This window comes from Streptomyces sp. NPDC091281, assembly GCF_044757425.1.
In the GTDB taxonomy this organism is placed as follows: Bacteria; Actinomycetota; Actinomycetes; order Streptomycetales; family Streptomycetaceae; genus Streptomyces.
Window position 1 is genome coordinate 289,334 of the sequence record NZ_JBIVUY010000011.1, and the last position, 23,756, is coordinate 313,089.

The window sequence follows — 23,756 nt, forward strand, 5'->3', positions numbered from 1 at the left end:
GCGGGTACTACGTCTGCGGGACACTAAATCCATTTGTTTTACTAAGTCAATGGGCTGGGAGGATATGTTGTCGGGGGCAACCAGAGAGGACCGCGCGTGGCGCAGGCAGGAACGAACCTTCCCAAGGTCGGGAGATACAACCGGGCCGTCGTCCTGGACCAGATCCAGCTCGCCGACGGCATCAGCCGGGTGGAGATCGCGCAGCACACCGGACTCACCCCGCAGACGGTCTCCGGCATCGTGCGCCGGCTGCTGGACGAGGGCATCGTGCGGGAGGACGGCGCGAGCCGGGGGGCCGGCGGCGGCAAGCCGCGCACCACGCTGCGCCTCAACGCGGACGCGGGCAGCGCGGTCGGGCTGCACTTCGACCCCGTCGAGCTGAGCTGCACCGTGGTCGATCTCCTGGGCCGCCCGCTGGTGGTCAAGCGGCGGCCCACGCATCCCGGGACCGACCCGGTCCAGGTCGTCAAGGCGATGGCGGAACTGGTCGCGGACGTCCTCGCGGAGACGGGCGTGGACCGGGACAAGGTGCTCGGACTGGGGCTCGCGACGCCCGGTCCGATCGACGTCAGGCACGGCACGATCGTGGGCGCGCCCCAGCTCACGCACTGGACGCGTGTCCCGGTGCAGAGCATGCTGGGCGAGGCCACGGGGCTGCCCGTGACCCTGGACAACGACGCCACGGCCGCCGCGGTCGGCGAGCGCTGGTCGGGCGCGGGCCGGGGCGTGGCGGACTTCGCGTACTTCTTCTTCGGCACCGGTATCGGCGGCGGTCTGATCCTCAACCACCAGGTGTACCGCGGCGGTTCGCTCAACGCGGGCGAGTTCGGGCACTCCTCGGTGCTGCCCGACGGACCGGAGTGCTACTGCGGCAACCGGGGCTGTCTGGAGGGACAGATCAACCCGACCGCGATCGTGGCGGAGGTGCACCGCAGGCTGCTCGCGGACCCGGACTCCGGGAGTGTGCTGGCGCGACCGTTCGCGGCGGACCCGGCCTCCGTCGACCACGGCGCGATCCGGGTCGCGGCGGCGGCGGGCGACCCCGTCGCGGCGGCGGTCATCGACGAGACGGCCGAGCACGTCGCGTCGGTCGCGGTGAACATCGCGAACTTCATCGACGTCGACCTGATCGTCCTCGGCGGCCACGGCATCCAGCACGTCGAGTCGCGGTACGTCGACGTGGTGGCCGAGGCGCTGGCCACGCGGCCGCTGTCCCGGCAGATCCGGGTGGTGGGCGTGGAGGCGTCGCCGCTGGGCACCGACGCGGCGGTGGTGGGGAGCGCCGCGCTGGTCCTGCACGCCACTTACTCACCGCAGTTGTCGGCGCTGCTGGCGGACTGAGGCCTGACGGGGAACCGGACCGGACGGACCGGGCAGCGGAGCGGGCGGAGCGGATCAGGTCGCCTCCGAAGGGTCGTGGCGCCGGGGCACGGCTGCCCCCGGCCGCCCGGTCCCGGCACCCACGAACCCGCCTACCGGCCGACCGGCCGACCGGCCCACCGACAGATCATTCAACGGACGCGGAGGTGAACACGCGTTGCCGCGGGCTCCCGGCGTCAGTTCCCGGCCGGGGCGAGGACCACGAAGTCGGCGCGCCACGGGTCGGCGCAGACGGCGAGGCGGCCGACGCCCTCCGCGTCCACGGGGCCGGTGGAGACGGTGCCGCCGTGCGCGGTGACGGCGGCGGCCGCCGCGTCGCAGTCGGTGACGGCGAACACAGGGTGCCAGTAGGGCCGTCCGCCGCTCGGCGCCAGTGCGTCCGCGCCGACCTCCATCAGGCCGCCGTGCATGCGCTCCTCGGGCAGTCCGCCTGCGGTGATCAGGGTGTAGAGGCCCTCGCCGCCCGGCATCCGCATCTCGCTGAACCACCAGCCGAGAGTGCCGCCGTAGAACTCGCGGGACGCCGCCGAGTCGGTGGTGCACAGCTCCGTCCAGGCCAGCGACCCCGGCTCCTCCACCAGTTCGAAACCGGTGTCCCGGCCGGGCTGCCAGACCGCGAACTCGCCGCCCAGCGGGTCGGTGTACTGCGCCATGGTGCCCCAGTCCTCCAGCGCCGTCGGCGCCACCCGGACCGCGCCGCCCGCGTCCCGCACGGCACGGGTCGTGGCGTCGGCGTCCTCGACGGCGTAGTAGATCATCCAGGCCGACCGCGCCCCCTCCTCGGTGAGGCTGCCGAGGCCCGCCACCGTCTTGCCGTCCTTGCGGAACATGCCCCCTTCCATGCCGTCCGGGGTCTCCGCGCCGCCGGGGGCCTCCACGCCGCCCATGGGGGTGTACTCCCAGCCCAGCACCGAGCCGTAGAAGGCGGCGGCCGCCCGCACGTCGGGGGTGCCCAGGTCGAGCCAGCACGGGGTGCCGGGGGTGGCCTCTGTGGTGATCACGGCGGTCGTCCTTCCGCAGGTCTGCCCCTGTGCGGGTCTCCGGTGCCCCCTCCCCCAGCCTGACACCGGGCACGGGTGGCCGCGCGTCGGCGCGGGGGCGTGCGCGCGCCCCTCGGACGTCTGAGGTACCCACCGGGGCGAAGAGTCACTTCACTGGCACCAGCACAGAAACCCGACAAAGGCGGCACCGCGCCCGACCGACCGATCGCCGGCGCGGGCCGCCCTTCCGTACAGGGGGAATCACATGACACGTACGAAGCAGTCCGTCCTCGGCCGGGCCGCCCTCGGCCGCGTGGTCGTCGGCGCCGTGGCCTCGGCGCTCGCGGCGGTCCTCGCCGCGGGACCGGCGCAGGCCGCGGGCACCCCGGCCGCGGGCACCACCGGTCAGGCCGGGCCGGTCAGGGTGGCGCCCGCCGCGCCGCGGGACGCCCAGGGCCCGTCCGACCGGGCCGCCGCCGCGGTCTCCCCGACCGTCTCGCCGTCCGTCCGCACCCTCCACGTGGCGACCGGCGAGCAGTACACCTGCGACTGGGGCAACCTCTGCGGCGAGGTGTGGGACCCGGCCGTGGGCAAGTGGAAGATCTTCTATTTCTACGCCTGCAACCGGTACAGCCTCGCCCACTGGAGCGGTCTCGGGGACTACCTCAACGCCCAGACCGGCGGCGCGGTGGGCACCTTCTACGGGCGCGACGGCAGCGTCCTGCGGACCGTCGCCGCCGACGCGGTGGAGCACTCCCAGGACTGGACGCCCGTCTGGTCCGTCCGCAACTGCTGAACCGCACACAGGGGGAGCCGGACCGCCCGGTCCGGCTCGCCCCGGCCCCGGGGACGTACCGGTGCGGCTGACTCCCGCCCCGGTACGGGGGGACACAGAGCGGGAGCAGCCTGCTCAAGCCTTCCGCCGCCGGGCGCCGCGCGGATGCACCCCCCGGGCGGGCGGCGGCCGGGGATTCCGGACCGGCGTTCCACGACGCGCCGCCGCACACCGCCCCACCGGGGACCGGCCCTCCTACACTGCGAGCACATTGCGCGACATAAGCGACCTTTTCTGTCATTTCACGCATAGTTCAGGTCGTCCGTCGCTCGCCCCACTGCTGCCTGAGGAGGCGCCCGTGTCCGCTCTGCCCCGCCGCGGCGTTCTGAAATGCCTGCCCGTCGCCGCCGGAGCGGCGGTCCTGGCCGGGCCGTCCGCCGAGGCGCGCGCGGGGACCGGCGGCCGGACCTCCCCGGCGGGCCCGGTGCCCGGCGGGCCGCTCCCGATCGACGAGGCCGCCACAGGCGGGACCGTCGACGCGGTCGACGGGTTCCCGCAGCCGGAGGTCCGGTCGGCCCCGGCGGGTTCGCGGCGCCTGGCGACGCGGCTGACGGTCGCGTACACCGAGCGGGAGCTGCCGGGGGCGGGGACGGTGTCGACCCGGACCTACGAGGGGGGCGTGCCGGGGCCGACGCTGCGGCTGCGGGCGGGCGACGAGCTGGAGATCACGCACGTCAACGCGTTGCCCGCGGAGGCCGGGGGCGGGCACGACCGGCACGTCAACGTGCCGCACCGGTTCAACACGTTCAACCTGCACGCGCACGGCATGCACGTCGATCCGACGGGCGAGGCCGACAACGTCTTCCGGGCCTTCGACCCGGCCGTGACACGCGACGGGACGACGACGCACCGCACCACCATCTCGGTGCCGGACGGACATCCGGCGGGCACCTTCTGGTACCACCCGCACCACCACGGTTCCACGGCCACGCAGTTGCTCAGCGGGATGGCGGGCGTGATCGTCGTCGAGGGCGACGTCGACGAGGTGCCCGAGATCGCCGCCGCCCGCGAGGTCGTCGTCTGCGTCAACGAACTACGCCTGGACGGCGGCCGGGTGCCCGATCTGACGTCGGAGGGCGCCTTCGACGGGATCGCCTCCACGTTCCTGGTCAACGGCGCGCGCAACCCCGTGCTCACGCTGGCCCCGGGCGAGGTGCAGCGCTGGCGGATCGTCCACGCGGGGGCGCTGACGGGGCTCACCCTGCGGCTGGACGGGCACGAGCTGCACCAGATCGCGCGCGACGGCATCACCTTCATGGCGCCCGTGACCGCCGGTTCGGTGGCGCTGCCGATGGGCGGCCGGGCGGACGTCCTGGTGCGCGGCGGGGCGCCCGGCACGTACGAGCTGATCACCGACGGGGTCGACGCGCCGCTGATGACGGTGGTCGTCACGGGCGCCGCGCGCGACATGGCGCTGCCGAAGGCCCTGCCGGGGCGGCCCACCAGCCTGCCCGAGCCGACCCGCCGCCGCGACCTCACCTTCCGCAGCTACAGCAACGTCTTCACCGGCGACTTCCGCAACGCCTACCGCATCCTCGGCGAGGGCGAGACCCCGCACGCGGACACCGCCGCGGGCCAACAGGACCTGGCCTGGGGCCGGTTCGCCCCGGACTTCGTCAACCACCGGGTGCGGCTGGGCGAGGTGGAGGAGTGGACGATCGCGAACGACTCGCACAGCCACCCCAACCACCCGTTCCATCTGCACACGAACCACTTCCTGGTGACGGCGGTCAACAACCGGGCGCTGGCCGTCCCGGTGTGGCACGACACGGTGAGCATCCCGCCCCGGGGCACCATCACGTTCCGGCTGCGGGCCGAGGACTTCACGGGCCGCGCGATGCTCCACTGCCACCAGGTGCAGCACGGCGACGAGGGCATGATGCAGATCGTCGAGTACGTGAACTGAGCTTCCCCGCAGGCCCGTTCGGCAGTGCGGCGACCGACCCCCGTCTCCGAGGCGGGGGTCGGCCGCATGTCCCGGCCCCCTGGTCCCGAGGCCGCCCCGCCCTGTTCTCCCCGCCGGTTCCGGCGCGCCCGCGGTACGCGCGCCAGGCCGAAACCCGTCGCCCCGCACGCTCGCGGGCGGCGGCCCGGCTCCGGTCCGGTGTCCGGTTCCCGCCGCAGGTCAGGGCATATGCCTCCCGCACGCGATGACACCGCGCATCCCACGTGAACCAGGCGCAACAGCCATGATCCGTCGTGTATCAGCCGTCTGCCGGTCACTTACGGAAAAACCCACCTGGTCGTACGGATGGCCGAATAGCGTGCGAGAAGCCGAACCGCTCCCCGAGCGACCCTCGCCCCCTCGCCCCCTCTCCCCCACCGCGCCATCGCTCCGTCTCCCCCACGCCGCCCTCGCCCCGTAGCTCACCCGCACCTCCCGCACGGCGCTCCCGCACGTCTCCCCGGTCCGCCCGCCCCGCGCCGCGGTCCGCCCGCTCCGGGCGCAGGCCGCCCAGCCGCCCCAGGAGATCCCGCATGTCCTACGGCGACGCCCAGCCGCAGCCCCACCCCCTCCCACCAGGCACCTCCCCGCCCCTCCCAGGCACCTCCCCGCCGCTCTCCTCCCTGCCCGCCCCGCTTCCCCCTCCCTCGGCCCCCGCGTGGGCCCCGGCGCCCGGAGCCGTCCCCGGCCGTCAGGAGGACCTCCGGCGGCTGCGGCGCGCCTACCGGCGCCAGCGCCGGGTGACGACGTTCCTGGCGCTCGGGTACTTCACGGTGTTCCTGTACCTGTCGGCGCGCGAACCCGCCCTGATGGCACGGCCGTTGCCCGGTGGGCTGCCGCTCGGAACGGTGCTCGCGCTGTCCCACGTCCCGGTGACCTGGCTGGCCGTCGTCGTCTACGAGCGCACCGCGCGCCGCCATGTCGACCCGCTCGCCCGCCGGGTGAACCAGCACGCCTCCTGGGCCCCCGAGCCGGACCGGGGACGGGCCCGGTGACCGACTTCGGCGGCACCGCGCAGACCTGGTCGCTGGTCGCGTTCTGCGCGGCCGTCAGTTTCACCCTGCTGCTGTGCGTGCTGACCGGCCCGGACAGCGACGACCTCGCCGAGTTCTACACCGGCTACACGTACCTCTCCCCCCTGCGCAACGGCCTGGCCGTCGCGGGGGACTACATCTCGGCGGCGACCGTGCTGACCATCGGCGGGGTGATCGCGCTGTGCGGCTACGACGGGATCGTGCTGGCCGTCAGCACCCTGCTGTCGCTGCTGGTGCTGATGTTCCTGCTGGCCGAACCGCTGCGGAACACGGGCCGGTTCACGATGGGCGACGCCCTCGCCCGCCGGATGCCGGGCCGTCGGGTGCGTATCGTGGCGTGCCTGGTCACGGTCGCCGCCCTGGTGCCGATGACGCTGGTCCAACTGGCCAGCACGGGGCAGCTGGTGGCGTACGTCCTGGGGTTCTCGCACGGGGCGCTGAAGACCGGGTGCGTGATCGGGGTGGGCGCGCTGATGATCGTGTACGCGGCGATCGGCGGGATGCGCGGCACGGCCCTGCTGCACATCCTGAAGATCGTGGCGCTGCTGGGCTCGGGCATGGTGGTCGCGGCCCTGGTCCTGCGGGCGTTCGACTGGAGTCCGGGCGCGCTGTTCGACGCCGCGGCGGCGCGCAGCGGGGCGGGGGCCGCGTATCTGGGCAGCGGGCTCCAGTTCGCCGGGGGGACGTATCCGCGGCTGGACATGGTGAGCACGCAGTGCGCGATCGTGCTGGGCGGCGCCTGTCTGCCGCACGTCACCATGCGGATGTACACGGCGGGTTCGGCGCGGGAGGTGCGCCGGGCGATGTCGTGGGCGGTGTCGTCGGTGGCGCTGTTCGTGCTGGTCGTGACGGTGATCGCGGTGGGCGCGACCGCGCTGGTGGGCCGGACGGGGGTGATGGCCTCCGACCCGCGCGGCAACACGGCGTATCTGGTGGGGTCGCGGGCGGCGTTCGGCGCGGAGCTGTCGCGGCCCGAGACGCTGCTGTTCACGGCGGTCACCACGGCGGTCTTCCTGACGCTGCTGGCGTCGGTGGCCAGTATGACGCTCGCCTGCGCCAACTCCCTGGCGCACGACGTGATCGCGTCCCTGCGGCGGGGGATGGACCCGGTGCGGGAGACGACCGTGGCGCGGGTGTCGGCGGTCGTGGTGGGCGCCCCGGTGGTCGCGCTCGCGGCGCTGGTCCAGCACCGCAGTCTCCAGCCGCTGGCCACCGTGTCGTTCTGTCTGGCGGCCTCGGCGATCGCCCCGGCCCTGGTCTACAGCCTGTTCTGGCGGCGGTTCACCCGGACCGGCCTGCTGTGGACGCTGGTCGGCGGGTCGCTGGCGGTGCTGCTGCTGATGCCGGGGACCCGGCTGGTCTCCGGCACCCCGACGGCGGCGTTCCCGGAGGTGGACCTGCACTGGTTCCCGTTCACGACCACCGCGCCGGTGTCGATCCCGCTGGGGTTCCTCCTGGGCTGGCTCGGTTCGGTGCTGCCGGGCCGCCGCGCGCGACGGGAGGCGCGGCGCGTCTACGCAGCGGTGGAGCCCTTGATCCTCGCCGGGCCGGAGAGCCCGCCCCCGCGCGGGCGCGGCGCCGCCTGACGAGCGGACGGGCTCAGGCGCCCCCGGTCCGGTCCGCCTCGCGGCCGGTCCGGTCCGCTTCCTGACCGCTCGGGTCGGCGTCCCGGCGGGAGCGGTCGGCGCGGCGGGAGCCGTCGGCCCGGTGGGCGCCCGTCGGGCGGCGGCCCCGCAGGCGGACGACGACGTAGGCGACGAGGGCGACGGCGGAGAGCGCGAGGACGGCCTTGGAGAGCAGGCCGACGTACGTCTCCACGACGTCCCACTGGTCGCCGAGCCAGTAACCGGCCATGACCAGCACCGAGTTCCAGATCAGACTGCCCAGGGCGGTCAGGCCGAGGAAGACGGGCAGCCGCATGCGTTCCACGCCCGCCGGGACGGAGATCAGGCTGCGGAACACCGGCACCATGCGGCCGAGGAAGACGGCCTTGGTGCCGTGCCGGGCGAACCACTCCTCCGTGCGGACCAGATCGGAGGCCTTCACCAGCGGCAGCCGCGCCCAGGCCGCGTGCATGTGGTCCCGGCCGACGAGGAGGCCGATCCAGTACAGGGCGACCGCGCCGACCACCGAGCCGAGCGTCGTCCAGAACAGCGCCGAGGGCAGGCTCAGCACGCCCTGGCCCGCGGCGAAGCCGGTGAGCGGCAGGATGACCTCACTGGGCAGCGGCGGGAAGAGGTTCTCCAGCGCGATGGCGAGGCCCGCGCCCGGCCCGCCCGCCGCCTCCACGAGATCGGTGGCCCAGCCCGCGATGCCGTCGGTGGGTACTGAGGACTGGGCAAGGTTCAAGAGTCACACCGCGCTCGTGCCGTCCGGTCAGGGTCAGGCCTCCCAGGGAACACCATCCGGCCGAGCCGCGTCAAAAGAAGGCAATGCAATAACCAGCAAACTGTAAAATTAGCTGGTGGAGGCCGCCCGGTCGGCCGCCGGTCAGCTCTCGCTCCAGCCGCACACCTCGGCCTTCTGGACCGGCTCGCTGCTGACCGTCCCGTCGAACCCGGTGACCATCTCGTACTCGATGGAGACGGTGATCTGCCCGCCGTAGAAGGAGAAGTCGCCGCTCATCAGGCTGTATTCGCCGCTGTACGCGCCGTCGCTGGACACGGCCTCCACCACCTGCTCGAAGCGGGCGTAGCCGCGCCGCAGGTCGATGCTGCGGGAGCCGTCGGTGAAGGTCTTCGGCGACTGGTCGGAGGCGGGGAGCGTGTACGAGGAGCAGGTGCCGACCGGCTCGTCGGCGGGCGCCGGGTCGTCGTAGCCGCCGCTCGTGGTGGAGGTTCCGGTATCGGTCCCGGTGTCGGTGTCCGTGGTGTCGTCGAGGGTGTCGTAGGAGTCGCCGGACGTGCCCGAGGACGTGGACGTGGACGACGAGCCCGACGTGCTCGACGAGCCGGACGAGCCGGTGGACGACGACCCGGAGGAACCGGACGAACCGCCGCTGGAGTCGCTGCCGCCTCCCCCGCCGCATCCGGCCACGAGCAGCAGGGTGAGCAGTGCGGCGGCCGCGGTCGCGCGGCGCCCTCCGGATCGGCCGAGTTCCATGGTTCCCCCAGGTGAAAGGTGCGGAAGTCCGTTGTACGGCGGCGCGGGACGCCGTCGTGGGCGAATTCCCGCCACCGGTTCCGGAACCCGCCCGGTGACTCGAACGCGCTCCTCGGATCGCCGCAGCCGATCTCATCACCCGCGCCGGACGCGCGGCCCGGATCGACGTACCGTTCCCGACAGCCCGCGCACCGCCGGAGGTCCGGCGTATCGGCTGCTCCGCGCGGCGAACACTATGAACGCAACCGGCTTCCCTGTGGCCTCCCTCACGTTCCGCTTCCTAGCATCACGCGACGCGGGGCAAGGACGCGCCGCACAGGACTAGGAGCCGCACCATGGTCAGGTCAGACGCGACGGCCGCGCGCCGTCGCCCTCTCCCCTCGTTCCGTTCCGCCGTCACGGGCCGCCGCCCCCGCACACGGCTGGCCGTCGCTCTCGCCGCCGTGCTCGGCGGCGCGCTGCTGAACGTCCCCGCCGCCCAGGCCGGCGCCCGCCAGCCCGCCGGACCGCCGCCCGCCGCGGCGGCCTGCCCGGCGAGCCTCACCGACAAGGCGACCTGCTACACGGGCCAGGACGTGAACGGCGCCTATTACGCCATCGCCGTCCCGAAGAAGTGGAACGGCTCGCTCGTGGTGCACGCGCACGGCGGCCCCGACCTCGGCGACAGTTCCGACCCCGCCCGCAGCGTGGACGACCTCGACCGCTGGTCGGTCATGGTCGACCGCGGCTACGCCTGGGCCGGCTCGTCCTACCGGCGCGGCGGCTACGGCACCCGCATGGCCGCCGAGGACACCGAGAACGTGCGCAAGCTGTTCGTCGCGGAGTTCGGCAGGCCGAAGCGGACCTTCGTGCACGGCCAGTCGTGGGGCGGGAACGTCGCCGCCAAGGTCGTCGAGGAGTACGCCGACCGGCCCGGCCGCTACGACGGCGCGCTGCTCACCAACGGGGTGCTGGGCGGCGGTTCGCGCGGCTACGACTACCGGGTCGACCTGCGCGTGGTCTACCAGTACTACTGCCAGAACCTGCCCCGGCCGACCGAGCCCGCCTACCCGCTGTGGCAGGGGCTGCGCCCCGGCTCGACGCTGACCTCGGCCGGGCTGCGCTCACGCCTCCAGGAGTGCACCGGCTACGCCTCCCCGGCCGCCGAGCGCACCGCGCTCCAGCAGCGCAACCTGGACGACATCCTCGCGGTGACCGGCATCCCGGAGCGGACCCTGGAGTCGCATCTGCGGTTCTCCGTCTTCACGTTCCGCGACATCGTGCACGAACGCCTCGGCGACCGGAACCCGTTCGACAACGCGCGCGTCCGCTACACGGGTTCGCACGACGACAAGGCGCTCAACGCGGGCGTCGAGCGCTTCTCCGCCGACCCCGAGGCGCGCCGGGACCTGTCCTGGGACAGCGACCTGACCGGCGAGGTCGACATCCCGGTCCTCACCCTGCACGCCATCGACGACCCGACCGCGTTCGTCGAGCACGAGTCGGCCTACCGCGCCACCCTGCGCGGCGCGGGCAACGGCCGTGACCTGGTGCAGACGTTCACCCGCGAGACCGAGCACAGCGGGCTGAGCACCTCGGAGTACGCCGCGTCGATCGCCGCGCTCGACACCTGGGTCCGCACCGACCGCAAGCCCACCCCCGCCTCGGTGGCCCGCGCCTGCGCCGCCTACGACAGCACCTACGGCACCGGCTGCTTCTACGACACCGAGTTCACCCCCGGTTCGTACGCCTCCCGCGTCAACGCCCGCCCTGGTGGCCGCAGTTGGCCCGCGATGACGGCCGCGCAGGAGCGCAGGTGGAGCCGGATCGACGGCGTCGGCATCGCACCGTGAGCCCGGGACGGCACGGGCGCTGAGGCCGGGCCCGCAGGGGCACTGAGGCCGGGGCCGCGGAGCTGCTGAGGCCGGGACCGCAGAGCTGCTGATGCCGCGTCAGCGCCGTGCGCGCGCCGCGAAACGTTTCCGCACTGTTTCGTCCTTCTTGCGCGATCACTCTTCCGTTTCGTCCGGCGGAGGGCCTAGGGTCACCGCGACCCATGTCCCCCCGCCGGAAGGCGAAACCACCCATGACACCACCACGACATCCCGTCAGCCGCACCATGAGACGGCTCGGCGCACGAGCGACGGTCGCCGCCGTCGTCACGGCGCTCGCCGGCGCCACCCCCCTCCCGGCCGTCGCGGCGTCCGCCGCGGAGCGCCCGTCGGCGCTGGTCGACCCGCTGATCGGATCACTGAACGGCGGCAACACCTTCCCGGGCGCCACCCTCCCGCAGGGAATGATCGCCTGGTCCCCCACCAGCACCACCGGCGACCAGACCAACACGGGCGCCGCCAACGGCTACCACTACAACACCACGCGGACACGCGGCCTCAGCCTCACCCACGTCAACGGCGCGGGCTGCCACCCCGGCGCGGCGGGCGACGTACCGGTGATGCCGTTCGTCGGCGACGTCACCTCCTCGCCCTCCGCGGACACCAAGGACGCGGTGTACGCCTCGGACTTCTCGCACGCCGACGAGCGGGCCGTGCCCGGCCGGTACACCCTCGGCCTGAAGTCGGGCGCGAAGGCGGACCTGGCGGTCAGTCAGCGGGCCGGGGTCGCCGACTTCACGTTCCCGGCGGACCGTCCGGCGAATTTGCTGTTCCGGGTCTCCAACTCGCTCAACGGCAGCGAGGACGCCCGCGTCGACATCGACGCCGCCCACCGCAAGGTGACCGGCTGGGTGCACACCGGGGCGTTCTGCGGGCGCCGCGCCAACGGGGGCACGAACAACCGCAAGAGCTACTACAAGCTCTACTTCAGCGCCTCCTTCGACCGCGCCTTCTCCTCCGTCGGCACCTGGAAGGACAGCGCCGTCTCCCCCGGCGCCACGACGGCCTCCGGCGGCGAGGGCTACGCCACGGGCGCCGACCGCGCCGGACGTGGCTCGGGCGGATGGGTCGGCTTCGACACGAGCTATGACAACGATGTCAGGATGCGGATCGGCATTTCCTACGTCAGTCTGGCGGGCGCCGAGAACAATCTCCGCGAGGAGATCCCGTCGCGGGCGGGTGTGGCGCAGGTGGCCGAGAGCGGCGCCCACGCCTGGGACCGGGAGCTGAACTCCGTCCGGGTGGACGGCGGGAGCCCGGCGCGGCGGACCACGTTCTACACGGCGCTGTACCACGCGCTGATGCAGCCGAACCTGATCAGCGACCGTGACGGCCGCTACCGGGGCATGGACCAGGCGATCCACCGGCTGGCGCGCGGTCAGGGGGCCCAGTACAGCAACTTCTCGGGCTGGGACCAGTACCGGGCGCAGATCCAGCTGCTGGCCCTGCTGAGACCGCGGGTGGCTGGCGACTTCGCGCAGTCGCTGTACAACTTCGCCCGGCAGAACGGCGGGGTGTGGGACCGCTGGGTCCACATCAGCGGCGCGACCCACGTCATGACGGGCGACCCGTCGGCGGCGACCCTGGCCACGTTCTACGCCATGGGCGTGCGCAACTTCGACTACCGGGGCGCCTTCGACTCCCTGCTGCGGCAGGCGACCGTGCCCACCCCGGACTCGCTGTCGGACGCGGGCTGTCCCGGCCAGTGCACGGGCCAGCGGCCCGGCCTCGCGCAGTACCTCGTGTCCCAGTACGCGCCGCAGGACGCCTGCCACTGCTGGGGTGGCGCCGCCGAGACCCTGGAGGACGCGGTCGCCGACTCCGCGCTCGCCTCGTGGGCGAAGCTCCTCGGCCGGGACGCCGACGCGAAGTCCCTGGCGGCGCGCGGCGGTTGGTGGCGCAACGTCTTCAACCCCGCGACCGGGTACGTCCAGGCGCGCAAGCTGGACGGGTCGTGGGTGACGCCGTTCAACCCGGGCAGCGACCTCGGGTTCGCGCAGGGCACCAGTGCCACGTACACCTGGATGGTGCCGCAGGACGTTCAGGGTCTCGCGGCGGCGATGGGCGGGCGGGAGCGGGCGGCGCAGCGGCTCGACGGCTTCTTCCACAAGGCCGACGGCTCCTGGTCGCTGCGCGGTGGTGACGCGCTGCGCTACGACGCCACCAACGAACCCGGCATCCACGCCCCGTGGCTCTACAACGCGCTGGGGCAGCCGTCTAAGACCCAGGCCACGGTCCGGCAGATCGTCGACACCGTCTACGGCACCGGCCCCGCCGGTCTGCCGGGCAACGACGACCTGGGGACCATGTCGGCCTGGTACGTCTTCGCGGCCCTCGGCTTCTATCCGAAGACCCCGGGCAGCGCCGATCTCCTGCTGGGCGCCCCGGTGTTCCGCCGCGCGGTCCTCGACCGCCCCGGCGCCACGGACATCGTTGTCACGGCCCCGGCGGCCGACGACACGCACGTGTACGTGGCCGGGGTGCGCCAGAACGGGCGGGAGCTGACCCGCTCGTGGGTCGGACCGTCGCTGACCCTGTCGGGCGGGCGGCTGGACTTCCGGCTGTCCACGGACGCGGGCACCGGCTGGGCGACGGGTGAGGAGGCACTGCCGCACTGAGGCCGCGCCCAGGCACCCGCGGGGCCGGTTCTCGCGTAGGGCGGCCGGTCACGGGGGCGGGCGGTCGCGGTCGACTCGGGGGATCGCCGCGGCCGCCCGCCGCCGTGGGGCCGGGGCGGGAGAAGTCGCCCCGGCCCGGCCTGCACCCCGGATGCCCCGGTCCGGGGGTGCGTAGGCTGCGCCGTCCGGATGAACCCGCGCCGCCGTTCTCCTTGCTAGGGCCTGTCTGACCATTCCCGTCGTCGCCCGGAGGGCGGCCGCGCGGCGTCAGGTGCGTGCTCTCGGCGTGCCGGGCGTGGACCCTCGTACTGGACGTACTCGGGTCTGCGCCCGGTGCGGCGGGAGTGCGTGCATGGCGTCGCGCGGCAGGCGGGAATGGTCAGACAGGCCCTAGTGGCGGTGCCCGCGGCGGGTCGCGTCCACGAAGTCCCGGCTCCGCGCGGCGGCGCCCCTCGGCGGACCGGCACGCCTCCTGGTGTCGGTCCGGCGGCTGCGGGGCGCCGGGTGACCGGCGCGGCGGCTGCGGGACGGCGGGCGGGTGGCGCATGCTTCGCGGAGCGCCGGGAACCGGGAGGAGACACCGGTGATCCCCCGATCCGTCTGGAGTGCGTCATGAGTCTGCTGCGCCTGGTGGGCCGCCCCCTGCTGGCCTCGATGTTCGTCTCGGGCGGGCTGGGTTCCCTGCGCTCGCCCGAGCGGGTCGCGCCGGTCGCGGAGCCGGTGGTCCGCCCGTTGACCGACCGGGTGTCCGCGCTGCCGGACCGTACCGTGGACGCGGTCCGGCTGAGCGGTGCCGTCCAGGTCGTGGGCGGGCTGCTGCTCGCCACCGGCCGGGTGCCCCGGCTCGCCGCGCTCGGTGTCGCCGCGACGCTGGTGCCGACGACGCTGGCCGCGCACCGTTTCTGGGAGGTCGAGGACGACGAGGAGCGGGCCCGGCAGCGTATCCACTTCTTCAAGAACGCGTCGATGCTGGGCGGTCTGCTGATCGCCGCCGCGGACACGGGCGGGCGCCCGTCCGTCGGCTGGCGCGGCCGGCACACGGCGCAGGAGCTGCGGCGCGAGGCGCGGCTGGTCCGCCGGTCGGTGCGGGCGACCGCCCGTCCGGCCGCCGCGGCGGGCGCGCTCCGCGCGAAGCTGCCCGGCTGAGCCGCACGGGACGCGCCCCGCTCCCCCGAGCCGTACGGGAAGCGCTCCGCGCCCCCTGATCCGCGACCGCCCGAAGGCCGCCTCCCCCGACGCGGGGGAAGGCGGCCTTCGGGCGTTCCCGCCCCGCTGTGCCCCCGTACGCCCGGCTCCCCCCTGTGTCTCCCCCTCTGCCCCGGCCTGGCGGGCCCGGCGGGTGTCGTCGTTGCGACATGTCCCATCCGTGCCACCGGAATCCGCTGACAGACGGCCCTCGGCGGCCGGACTCTGTCCGGCACATGAACATCGCTTCGCGTTCGAGGGAAGGCACGGAACTGATGAGACGCATCCGTCTGTTGGCGGCGATGTCGGCGGGGCTGGCGCTCACCGCCGCCGCCGTGACGCCGGTCTCCGCGCGGCCCGGCGGCCCGCCCGACGCGACGGCACGCCCTGCCGGGGTTCCGGCGGGGGCCGCGACGGCGACGGTCCACCTCGTCACCGGGGACCGGGTGACCGTGAGCACCGCCGCCGACGGCAGGCGCGCCGCGGCCGTGGAGCCGGGGCCGGGCCGCCGGGGCGTCGTCTTCCGCACCCTGGAGCAGGACGGCCGGATCACGGTCCTGCCGTCCGACGCGGCCGACCTGGTCGCCGCCGGACGGCTCGACCGCTCCCTGTTCGACGTCACCGGCCTCATCGCCCAGGGCTACGACGACGCCCGCACCGACGTCCTCCCCCTGATCGTCGCCGACGGGACGGGCGAGGCCTCGGCGGAGCGGCTGACCGACCTGGCCGCCGACGGCACGGGGACCGGGGCGCGGCTCGCCAGCATCGGCGCCCGGCCCCTCGCGGTGGAGCGCGGCGACCTGGGCGCCCTGTGGAAGCGGCTGGTGCCGGACGGCGGCGGGAGCGTCGCGCGCCGGGCCGCCGCCACGCCGAGGGTGTGGCTCGACGGGCGGGTCGGCGCGGTCCTGGACCGCAGCACCGCGCAGATCGGCACCCCGGCCGTGTGGGAGAAGGGCTACCGCGGCGAGGGCGTCAAGGTGGCCGTGCTGGACACCGGGGTCGACCAGGGCCACCCGGACCTGGCCGGGCGGGTCGCGGAGGCGAAGGACTTCTCCGGCAGCTCCGGGACGGGGGACGCGTTCGGGCACGGCACGCACGTGGCGTCGATCGTGGGCGGCAGCGGTGCCGCCTCCGACGGCCGCCGCAAGGGCGTCGCCCCGCGGGCCGACCTCCTCGTCGGCAAGGTCCTCGGCGACGACGGGTACGGCAGCGAGTCGCAGGTGATCGCCGGGATGGAGTGGGCGGCGGCGCGGGGCGCCAAGGTCATCAACATGAGCCTCGGCTCCGACCAGCCGACCGACGGCACCGACCCGATGAGCCTCGCGCTGAACGAGCTGAGCGAGCGCACGGGGACGTTGTTCGTGGTGGCCGCGGGCAACAGCGGCGAGGCGGGGCCGCGCACCGTCGGGTCGCCGGGGGCGGCGGACGCGGCGCTGACGGTGGGCGCGGTGGACCGGGACGACCGGCTGGCGTCGTTCTCCAGCCGGGGCCCGCGCTTCGGGGACGGCGCCGTCAAGCCGGACGTGACCGCGCCGGGTGTCGGCATCGTCGCGGCCCGCGCCGCGGGCACCTCCATGGGTGACGTGGTCGACGAGCACTACGTGGCCGCGTCGGGCACGTCCATGGCGACCCCGCACGTCGCGGGCGCCGCCGCCCTGATCGCCCAGCGCCACCCGGACTGGGACGGCGCGCGCCTCAAGGACGCCCTGGTCAGCACGGCGCGTACGGCCGCCGACCAGAAGACGACCGAGCAGGGTGCGGGCCGGATCGACGTGGCCGCCGCCGCCCTCGGCGACGTCACGGCGACGGGCGGCGTCCACCTCGGGACCTTCGAGACGGGTGCGGCGGGCGGCGGGCGGACGGTCCGCTACACCAACACCTCCGACCGTGCCGTGGACCTCTCCCTGACACTCCGCCTCGCCACCGAGCGCGGCACCCCGGCCCCCGCGGGCGCGGTGCGCCCCGGCGTCGCCTCGGTGCGGGTGCCCGCGGGCGCGAGCGCCGACGTCCCGGTCGCGGTCGACCCGTCGGCCGTGCCGCGCGGCCGGTACTACGGCTACCTCACCGCCACCGACTCCGGCGGGACGGTCCGCGCGCACACCACCCTCGCGCTCGTCGTCCACGGCCCCGTCCACCGGCTGACGGTGCGGGCGTACGGCGTCGACGGGGAGCGCGCCCAGGTCCTGCCCACGCTGTGGGGCCCGGACGGCTTCGTCGAGTACACCGACCCGGCGGCCGGGGTCGCCGAGGTCGAGGAGGGCACGTACCAGCTCAGTGCCTCCTTCGCCATCACCGACGAGGACGTCCAGGAGCTGCGCGAGGTGATCCTGCCCGAGGTGCGGGTCACCCGCGACACCACGGTCACCGCGGACGCCCGCCGGACCGTGCCGGTCACGATCCGCACCCCGCGCCCGGCCGAGCAGCGCGGCGTCATGAGCTACCAGTCGTACCGCGAGATCGACGGCCGGAGCCTGCTCCAGGGCACCCTCTACTTCGACAACGCCAAGCGGCTGTACGTCAGTCCGACGGCGAAGGTCACGGAGGGCGCCTTCGAGTTCGCCTCCCGCTGGCAGCTCGTAGCGCCGCTGCTCACGGCCGCGGTGGCGGGCGCGGACGACACGCTGAACGCGTACTACATGCCGACGTCGCCGCTGCTCGGCGGCCGGGGCGCGACCCTGACCGCCGCCGACGCCGGGGACGTGTCCGCGCCGGACCTGCGGCGGGTCCGCGACCGGATCGCCGTCCTCACCAACGTGGGCAACGAGCCGGAGGAGACGGCCGTCGCGCGGGCGAAGGCGGCCGGGGCGAAGGCGGTGCTGCTGGTCTTCGAGTTCGACAACTCCTGGACCCGCTGGACGCCCGTCGGGGACCGCGCGGCGCTCCCGACGATCCGGGTCGGCGCCCGCGTGGGCGCGCGGCTGCTGGACCGTGTGCACCGGCGCACCACGAAGGTGGAGCTGCGGGGCACCCCGCGCAGTCCCTACCTGTACGACGTGATGCAGGTGGCGAAGCAGCGGATTCCGGACCGGGTGGAGTACACGGTGTCGGAGCGGACCAGCGCCGTGACGCGCACCACGTACACCGACACCTCGGGTACGGGCGGGGGCGGCTGGCTGAGCGAGCAGCGGTTCGGCTGGCGGCCCCAGCAGCGGACGGCGTGGAACCAGTACACGCGCTACGCTCCGGCCGGGTTCGAGCGGACCGAGTACGTCAGCGGCGGGGACACCACGTGGCAGCACCTGGTGCACCACGAGACGACCGCCGACGTCGACGTGCCGCTCGCGCAGGGGCTGCGGGACACCCCGCGGCGCCTCGCGCCGGGCCGGACGGCGGACGAGTCGTGGCACCGGGCCGTGGTCCGGCCGTCGATCCCGGCGGGCACCGCCGACCCGAGCACGCGGCAGGGCGACGTGCTGCGGCTGCGCGTACCGGAGTTCACCGACGCGCAGGCCGGTCACCAGGCCCGCCTCGCGGCGTCCGACGACGGCGGCGTGGGCACCTCGGGCACGGCCCGTACGGGTGGTGACACGGCCTCCGCCACGCTGTACCGGGACGGGCGCAGGCTCCAGGACCTCGGCACGGCCTGGGCGGACGTCGAACTCCCGGGCGGGACGGCCGACTACCGCCTCGACCTGACCACGTCGCGGACGTCGGACACCTGGGCGTACGCGCCGCGTACGGAGACCTCGTGGACGTTCCGCTCCGGGACGACCGCCGCCGAGACGCTCCTGCCGCTGCTCCAGATCGACTACGCCGTGCCGGTCGACGCCACCGGCCGGGTCCGCTCGCGCGGGGCGTACGGCATCGGTCTGACGGTCCGGGCGCAGGACGGGCTGTCCGCGCCGCGCGGGGTGACGCTGCGGGCCGAGGTGTCGTACGACGACGGCCGCACCTGGCGGCGGGCCGACGTCCGTGACCGGGGCGGCAACGCCTTCCGCGCGACGGTCGAGCCGGGGCGGGCCGACGCCTGGGTGACGCTGCGGGTGACCGCGCGGGACACGGCGGGCAACGGCGTGCGCCAGACCGTGGAACGGGCGTACCGGCAGACTCGCTGACGACGGACGGACCCGGCGTGGCGGCCGGGCGGGCGGGGACTCCGGTTCCCGGCCGCCCGGCCGTCGGCGTCTCCCTCGCGGGCGGCCGGGCCGTCCGCCGGTCCCCCGGCCCGGCCGGCCCCACGTAGTACAGTCCTCAACTGCTCGGGGTGGAAGTGATGCGGGAAGGGCGTCGGACGTGCTCGAAGCGGCTGGGGTGTCACCCGCTCAGGAGACGGTCTACCGGCATCTCGTGGCGTCCGGCCGGGCGCCGTCCGCGGAGGTCGCCCGGCGCACCGGGGCGCCCGCCGCCGAGACCGACGCGGCCCTCGCCGCCCTCACCGAGATGGGCCTGGTCAGCCACACCGACGGGGTACCGCGCGTCTACCAGGCCGTCCCGCCCGACGTGGCGCTGCTGCCCCGTATCAAGGCGGGTGCCGACGCGCTGGACCTGGCGCGGGCCGAGGCGGCGCGGCTCGTCCAGGCCCACCAGGACACGCTGCGGCGCCACCACGCGGGACAGCTCCTGGAGGTGATCACCGGTGCGGAGGCCCTGCGCCAGCATCTGCGCCGTATCCAGGCGACCGCCCGCGAGGAGGTCCTCTGGTTCTGCAAGGCGCAGTACGTGGCCATGCCGTCCGGCAGCAACACGGAGGAGTTCGAGGCGCTCGCGCGCGGGGTGCGCTACCGCGTGCTGTACGAGAAGGCGTTCTTCGACGACGAGGGCGCCGTCGGCAACGTGGCGGCGGGCATCCGCGCCGGGGAGGAGGCGCGCGCGGTGCCGGGCCTGCCGCTGCGCCTCGCCGTCGCCGACCGCTCCGTGGCGATCTTCCCGCTGGTGCCGGGCGGACCGTCCGGCAGCCCGGACGAGCCGACGACGGCCCTGGTGCGGGACAGCAACCTGCTCGGCGCCCTCGTCGCCCTGTTCGAGCGGTACTGGGAGGACGCGGTGCCGCTCAGCGCCGGGGGCACCGGCCTCGACGGCCTGGACGAGGCGGCGCCGGACGCCCTCTCGGCGACCGACGCGCAACTGCTCTCCCTGCTGATGGCGGGCATCGCCGACAAGGCGATCGCGACCCAGATGGGCCTCAGCCGCCGCACCGTCCAGCGGCGGATACAGCGGCTGATGGAGCGGGCCGGGGCGGACACCCGGATGCAGCTGGCCTGGCACGCGGCCCGCCACCAGTGGCTCTGACCGGGCGGGCCGTCAGGGCGTGACCTCCGCGAGGCGTCCGGTGGCGACGTCGAAGACGAAGCCGCGGACGGCGTCGGTGTGCGGGACGAAGGGGCTGGCGGTGATCCGGCGGACCGACCGCCGGACGTCCGCCTCCACGTCGGTGAACGCCTCAGCCGACCACGTCGGCCGGATGCCGGTCTCCTCCTCGATGCCGTCCCGGAACGCCTCGTCGGTGAAGGTCAGCATCCCGCAGTCGGTGTGGTGGACGAGGATCACCTCGCGGGTGCCGAGCAGCCGCTGGCTGATGGCGAGCGAGCGGATCTCGTCGTCGGTGACGACTCCGCCCGCGTTGCGGATGACGTGGGCCTCCCCCTCGGCCAGGCCGAGCGCGGCGTACACGTCGAGGCGGGCGTCCATGCAGGCGAGGACGGCGACGCCCCGGGAGGGCGGCAGGGGCAGCGGGCCCTTGAAGTCGGCGGCGTAGGCGGCGTTGTGGGCGAGGAGTTCGTCGGTCACGGACATGGGCACCACCGGTTCGTTCGTCGGGGCCGTCGTCGGTCACCGCGACCGTAGCCGTCCGGGACCGGCCCGCAGGAGAGGCGGGCGGACATGGACATATTGCTGCAATACAAGCGCCCCGGTCCGCCCTTCCGGTCCCGCGCGGTGGGCCCGCGCCGTCCGCGCGGTTCAGCCGGTGGTGTCCGGGGTGGCGGCCTCCTCCGGCGGGTCGATCCGGGCGGTGACGGGTGTGCCGGTCTCGACGGTGCGGCCGACCGTGCAGAGCCGGTCGTGGGACGCCTTCACCGCGCGCGGCAGGATGGCGCGGGCGCGGTCCCCCTCCGGGCCGTCGGGGAAGGCGACGCGGAAGGTGACGTCGAGGTCGGTGAGCCGGTTGCCGAGGTCGTCGGTGACCTTGTGGCCGGAGACGGTGACGGTGAAACCGGTGGGTTCGGCGTGCCGGGCGGTGGCCACGTCCACGTCCACGGCCGTGCAGCCGCCGAGGGCGGCCAGCAGCAGTTCCACCGGGGTGAACTCGGTGCCGTCGCCGTCCCCTCCGGCACCGGCCCCGTTGCCGAAGGCGAGGGTGCCGCCGCGCGCGTTGGTGGCGGTGAAGTGTCCGGTGCGGGTCCGTGCGACGGTGACGGTGCGCAGGGTGTCGTCGGTCATGGCGAGGACCCTACCGACCGCCGCCCGATCCGACGGAGGCTATTGACTTTCGATAGGTATCGATTGATCATCGATAGATGCATCGTGTGTTCATAGGCCTGCTGCGGGTCGGCATCATCGTGGCGATCCTGCTGGGGCTGTTCGGTCAGCTCGTGGTGATCCCGACGACGGCCGCCGACGAGGTCGACCGGTTCCCGCCCTACGCCCCGTTCGCCGCGCCGTACGTGACGGTCGCGATCGTGGGTGTCGCCTGCGTCCAGGTCGCCCTCGGCGCGATGTGGATGCTGCTCGCCATGGTCCGCCGGGGCGCCCTCTTCAGCCCGCTCGCCTTCCGCTGGGTCGACGTGATCATCGGAGCCGCGCTCGGGATCACCCTGCTCGCGGCGGGCGTCAGCGCGCATCTGACGTTCGCCACGATACCCTCCCCGACCGACGGCATGGACGTCCTCGGCGCCCTGGGCGCGGCGACCGTGAGCACGGGCGTGGGGGCGGCCTTCGCGATGCTGATGGTCATCATGCGCGGTCTGCTCCGCAAGGCCACCGACCTGGAGACGGAGATCGCGCAGGTCGTCTGACGGAGCGTCGGCCCACTCGCCAGGGGCGCTTGCCACCGGCGCTTGTTGCGCGCGCATGAACAATGCGCCGGGTGCGGTCCGACGCCGTTGACTTCGTCCTGCGCCCGTGTCACTTTTGCCGCGCCGCTCCGCTCCGGAGCAGGCCGCGAAGCAGGCAGAAGCAGTCAGCGGGCCCGTCGGCCCGCCGGGCGAAGGTGGTGGCGATGTCGGCAGGTCTGACGACGGCCGTACGGTGCCGGAACGGCGCCTCGTACGTCCCGGTCGACCGCCGCGCCTGTCCGCCCCGCGCCGCCCGGCCGCCGCGATGTACGCCGCACGGGGCGGTGTCCCCGGCGCGCTGTCCGGGTTCCCGCGCCGACGGCTGTCCGGGCGCGGTCGGGCGTACGTCGCGCTGACCGCGGGGCGCCGCACCCGGTCGCGGTGACGGTGCCTCACCGGGCCCGCGCGACGCACCGGGTCCACCCGTCCCACCGGTCCGGCCCGTCCCACCGGTCGGGTCCGTACACCCGGGTTCGTCCGTCCCCCCGTCCGGGCGGCTCGGCGCGTCGGTTCGCCGCTTCCCGTGGACCGGACCGTTCCGCGCCGCGCACCAGCCCTGACCGGGCCCTCCTCACCACCGCCGGGCCCCTCCCGGGGACCCGCTCCGCCGTACCTCCCGCACTCCAGGCTCGCTGCGTTTCCTGACGCGTCCCCCCTCTTCCGGGCCTCACCCCAGTTCCGCCCACCCGGCTTCTCCGCCGGGGGGTCACGTCATCCGTATCTGTGAAGGAAAGCCATGCCCATGCTCAGCCACCGGGTTCCGAACGGCCCCGGCCACCTCCGTCGGTACGTCCGCGCCGCCGCCGCGGGCACCGCGATCACCGCGCTCGCCACGGTGCTGGCCGCGTGCGGCGACGGTGACGACGGCAAGGCGGACAGCGCGTCCGGAAAGGCGCAGTCGGCGCAGACGAAGGTGACCATCGGCCGGAACTCCAACGGTGCCGCCGAGCAGGCGGACCTGGACGTGGCCGAGGTCCCGGCCATCAGCGCCAAGGTGCCCGCCGCCGTCCGGGACAGCGGCAAGCTGGTCATCGGGATCGGCGCGCTGCCGGCCGGATCGGTGCCGCTGAACTTCATCGGGGACGACCAGAAGACCCTCACCGGGGTGGAGCCCGACTTCGGCCGGCTCATCGCCGCGGTGCTCGGACTGGAGCCCGAGGTGCGGAATGCCACCTGGGAGAACCTGTTCGTCGGCATCGACAGCGGAAAGACGAACGTCGGATTCTCGAACATCACCGTGACCGAGGAGCGGAAGAAGAAGTACGACTTCGCTTCCTACCGTCAGGACAACCTGGCCTTCGAGGCGTTGGCGAACAGCAAGTGGACGTTCGACGGCGACTACAAGGTCCTCGCCGGAAAGACCATCGCGGTCGGTTCCGGCACCAACCAGGAGAAGATTCTCCTGGAATGGAAGAAGAAGCTGGAAGCCGATGGCGAGAAGCTGACGGTGAAGTACTACCCGGAGAACAACAGCGCCTATCTGGCGTTGAACAGCGGGAAAATCGACGGCTTCTTCGGACCCAATCCGTCGATCGCCTATCACGTCACGCAGTCCGCGAGCACGCCGCATCCGACGCGTAACGCGGGCAGTTTCTCGGGCGCCGGGGAAACCCTCCAGGGGCTGATCGCGGCGACCACCAAGAAGGGCAGCGGTCTCGCCGAGCCGGTCGCGGAGGCGATCAACCACCTGGTGGAGAACGGCGTCTACGCCAAGTGGCTGAAGGCATGGAACCTGTCCAACGAGGCGGTCCAGAAGTCCGAGGTGAACCCGCCCGGTCTGCCCCTCGACAACGCCTGATCCCCGCGTTCCCGCC

General features: G+C 74.0%; 17 protein-coding genes. 12 read left to right on the forward strand and 5 right to left on the reverse strand.

The window, feature by feature from the left end:
- Positions 1-96 precede the first annotated feature (96 nt).
- Positions 97-1,341, forward strand: coding sequence for an ROK family transcriptional regulator (locus ACIQPQ_RS27275; protein ID WP_401308543.1), 1,245 nt, complete (start codon positions 97-99; stop codon positions 1,339-1,341).
- A 215-nt stretch (positions 1,342-1,556) separates the two neighbouring features.
- Here ACIQPQ_RS27275 and ACIQPQ_RS27280 read toward each other — a convergent pair whose 3' ends face one another.
- Entirely contained in the window at positions 1,557-2,381 is an 825-nt protein-coding gene (locus ACIQPQ_RS27280) for a VOC family protein (RefSeq protein ID WP_401308545.1), read from the reverse strand.
- 244 nt (positions 2,382-2,625) lie between these two features.
- Here ACIQPQ_RS27280 and ACIQPQ_RS27285 point away from each other — a divergent pair, with 244 nt between their 5' ends.
- The 4 genes from ACIQPQ_RS27285 (at position 2,626) to ACIQPQ_RS27300 (ending at position 7,760) form a co-directional block, all read left to right on the forward strand.
- Positions 2,626-3,156, forward strand: coding sequence for a hypothetical protein (locus tag ACIQPQ_RS27285; protein ID WP_401308548.1), 531 nt, complete (start codon positions 2,626-2,628; stop codon positions 3,154-3,156).
- Between the two features lie 337 nt (positions 3,157-3,493).
- Entirely contained in the window at positions 3,494-5,101 is a 1,608-nt protein-coding gene (locus ACIQPQ_RS27290) for a multicopper oxidase family protein (RefSeq protein WP_401308551.1), read from the forward strand.
- Between the two features lie 572 nt (positions 5,102-5,673).
- Positions 5,674-6,135, forward strand: a complete 462-nt coding sequence (locus ACIQPQ_RS27295) for a DUF485 domain-containing protein (protein ID WP_401308554.1) — start codon at positions 5,674-5,676, stop codon at positions 6,133-6,135.
- The gene (locus ACIQPQ_RS27300; RefSeq protein WP_401308557.1) at positions 6,132-7,760 is read left to right on the forward strand and encodes a cation acetate symporter; all 1,629 of its coding nucleotides are present in this window, start codon (positions 6,132-6,134) and stop codon (positions 7,758-7,760) included. Before ACIQPQ_RS27295 ends, ACIQPQ_RS27300 begins: the two co-directional genes overlap by 4 nt.
- A gap of 13 nt (positions 7,761-7,773) precedes the next feature.
- Here ACIQPQ_RS27300 and ACIQPQ_RS27305 read toward each other — a convergent pair whose 3' ends face one another.
- Positions 7,774-8,523: a DedA family protein gene (locus ACIQPQ_RS27305; protein WP_401308559.1), complete on the reverse strand. Its 750-nt coding sequence runs from the start codon at positions 8,521-8,523 to the stop codon at positions 7,774-7,776.
- A gap of 141 nt (positions 8,524-8,664) precedes the next feature.
- Positions 8,665-9,276, reverse strand: a complete 612-nt coding sequence (locus ACIQPQ_RS27310) for a hypothetical protein (RefSeq protein ID WP_383780210.1) — start codon at positions 9,274-9,276, stop codon at positions 8,665-8,667.
- 335 nt (positions 9,277-9,611) lie between these two features.
- On the opposite strand from ACIQPQ_RS27310, the gene ACIQPQ_RS27315 reads away from it, so the two are divergent.
- The 5 genes from ACIQPQ_RS27315 to ACIQPQ_RS27335 all read left to right on the forward strand — a co-directional run bounded on the left by ACIQPQ_RS27315 (position 9,612) and on the right by ACIQPQ_RS27335 (position 20,179).
- Positions 9,612-11,108, forward strand: a complete 1,497-nt coding sequence (locus ACIQPQ_RS27315) for an alpha/beta hydrolase family protein (protein WP_401308561.1) — start codon at positions 9,612-9,614, stop codon at positions 11,106-11,108.
- 266 nt (positions 11,109-11,374) lie between these two features.
- Positions 11,375-13,765 (forward strand): GH92 family glycosyl hydrolase, encoded by a 2,391-nt coding sequence (locus tag ACIQPQ_RS27320; protein ID WP_401308564.1) that lies wholly within the window; start codon positions 11,375-11,377, stop codon positions 13,763-13,765.
- Between the two features lie 612 nt (positions 13,766-14,377).
- The gene (locus tag ACIQPQ_RS27325; RefSeq protein WP_401308567.1) at positions 14,378-14,911 is read left to right on the forward strand and encodes a DoxX family protein; all 534 of its coding nucleotides are present in this window, start codon (positions 14,378-14,380) and stop codon (positions 14,909-14,911) included.
- A gap of 314 nt (positions 14,912-15,225) precedes the next feature.
- Positions 15,226-19,005 carry a S8 family serine peptidase gene (locus tag ACIQPQ_RS27330; protein ID WP_401308570.1) on the forward strand — a complete coding sequence of 1,260 codons (3,780 nt, stop codon included), beginning with the start codon at positions 15,226-15,228 and terminating at the stop codon, positions 19,003-19,005.
- 178 nt (positions 19,006-19,183) lie between these two features.
- On the forward strand, positions 19,184-20,179 hold the full coding sequence (locus tag ACIQPQ_RS27335) for a helix-turn-helix domain-containing protein (protein WP_401308572.1): 996 nt from the start codon (positions 19,184-19,186) through the stop codon (positions 20,177-20,179).
- Between the two features lie 12 nt (positions 20,180-20,191).
- On the opposite strand, the gene ACIQPQ_RS27340 is transcribed toward ACIQPQ_RS27335, so the two are convergent.
- Positions 20,192-20,683 (reverse strand): beta-class carbonic anhydrase, encoded by a 492-nt coding sequence (locus tag ACIQPQ_RS27340; RefSeq protein ID WP_383781966.1) that lies wholly within the window; start codon positions 20,681-20,683, stop codon positions 20,192-20,194.
- Positions 20,684-20,848: 165 nt separating this feature from the next.
- Positions 20,849-21,328, reverse strand: a complete 480-nt coding sequence (locus ACIQPQ_RS27345) for an OsmC family protein (protein WP_401308574.1) — start codon at positions 21,326-21,328, stop codon at positions 20,849-20,851.
- 77 nt (positions 21,329-21,405) lie between these two features.
- On the opposite strand from ACIQPQ_RS27345, the gene ACIQPQ_RS27350 reads away from it, so the two are divergent.
- Together ACIQPQ_RS27350 and ACIQPQ_RS27355 are read left to right on the forward strand one after the other, a co-directional pair.
- Entirely contained in the window at positions 21,406-21,903 is a 498-nt protein-coding gene (locus ACIQPQ_RS27350) for a DUF2975 domain-containing protein (RefSeq protein ID WP_401308577.1), read from the forward strand.
- Positions 21,904-22,684: 781 nt separating this feature from the next.
- The gene (locus ACIQPQ_RS27355) at positions 22,685-23,740 is read left to right on the forward strand and encodes an ABC transporter substrate-binding protein (protein ID WP_401308650.1); all 1,056 of its coding nucleotides are present in this window, start codon (positions 22,685-22,687) and stop codon (positions 23,738-23,740) included.
- The last annotated feature ends 16 nt before the right edge of the window (positions 23,741-23,756 follow it).

Excerpts from the sequence above, each read along its gene's own strand:
- ACIQPQ_RS27355 (WP_401308650.1), top strand. The coding sequence starts at position 22,685 with ATGCTCAGCCACCGGGTTCCGAACGGCCCCGGCCACCTCCGTCGGTAC.
- ACIQPQ_RS27340 (WP_383781966.1), bottom strand. The coding sequence starts at position 20,683 with ATGTCCGTGACCGACGAACTCCTCGCCCACAACGCCGCCTACGCCGCC.
- ACIQPQ_RS27350 (WP_401308577.1), top strand. The coding sequence starts at position 21,406 with ATGCATCGTGTGTTCATAGGCCTGCTGCGGGTCGGCATCATCGTGGCG.
- ACIQPQ_RS27315 (WP_401308561.1), top strand. The coding sequence starts at position 9,612 with ATGGTCAGGTCAGACGCGACGGCCGCGCGCCGTCGCCCTCTCCCCTCG.
- ACIQPQ_RS27320 (WP_401308564.1), top strand. The coding sequence starts at position 11,375 with ATGAGACGGCTCGGCGCACGAGCGACGGTCGCCGCCGTCGTCACGGCG.
- ACIQPQ_RS27330 (WP_401308570.1), top strand. The coding sequence starts at position 15,226 with ATGAGACGCATCCGTCTGTTGGCGGCGATGTCGGCGGGGCTGGCGCTC.
- ACIQPQ_RS27285 (WP_401308548.1), top strand. The coding sequence starts at position 2,626 with ATGACACGTACGAAGCAGTCCGTCCTCGGCCGGGCCGCCCTCGGCCGC.
- ACIQPQ_RS27325 (WP_401308567.1), top strand. The coding sequence starts at position 14,378 with ATGAGTCTGCTGCGCCTGGTGGGCCGCCCCCTGCTGGCCTCGATGTTC.
- ACIQPQ_RS27310 (WP_383780210.1), bottom strand. The coding sequence starts at position 9,276 with ATGGAACTCGGCCGATCCGGAGGGCGCCGCGCGACCGCGGCCGCCGCA.
- ACIQPQ_RS27345 (WP_401308574.1), bottom strand. The coding sequence starts at position 21,328 with ATGACCGACGACACCCTGCGCACCGTCACCGTCGCACGGACCCGCACC.
- ACIQPQ_RS27295 (WP_401308554.1), top strand. The coding sequence starts at position 5,674 with ATGTCCTACGGCGACGCCCAGCCGCAGCCCCACCCCCTCCCACCAGGC.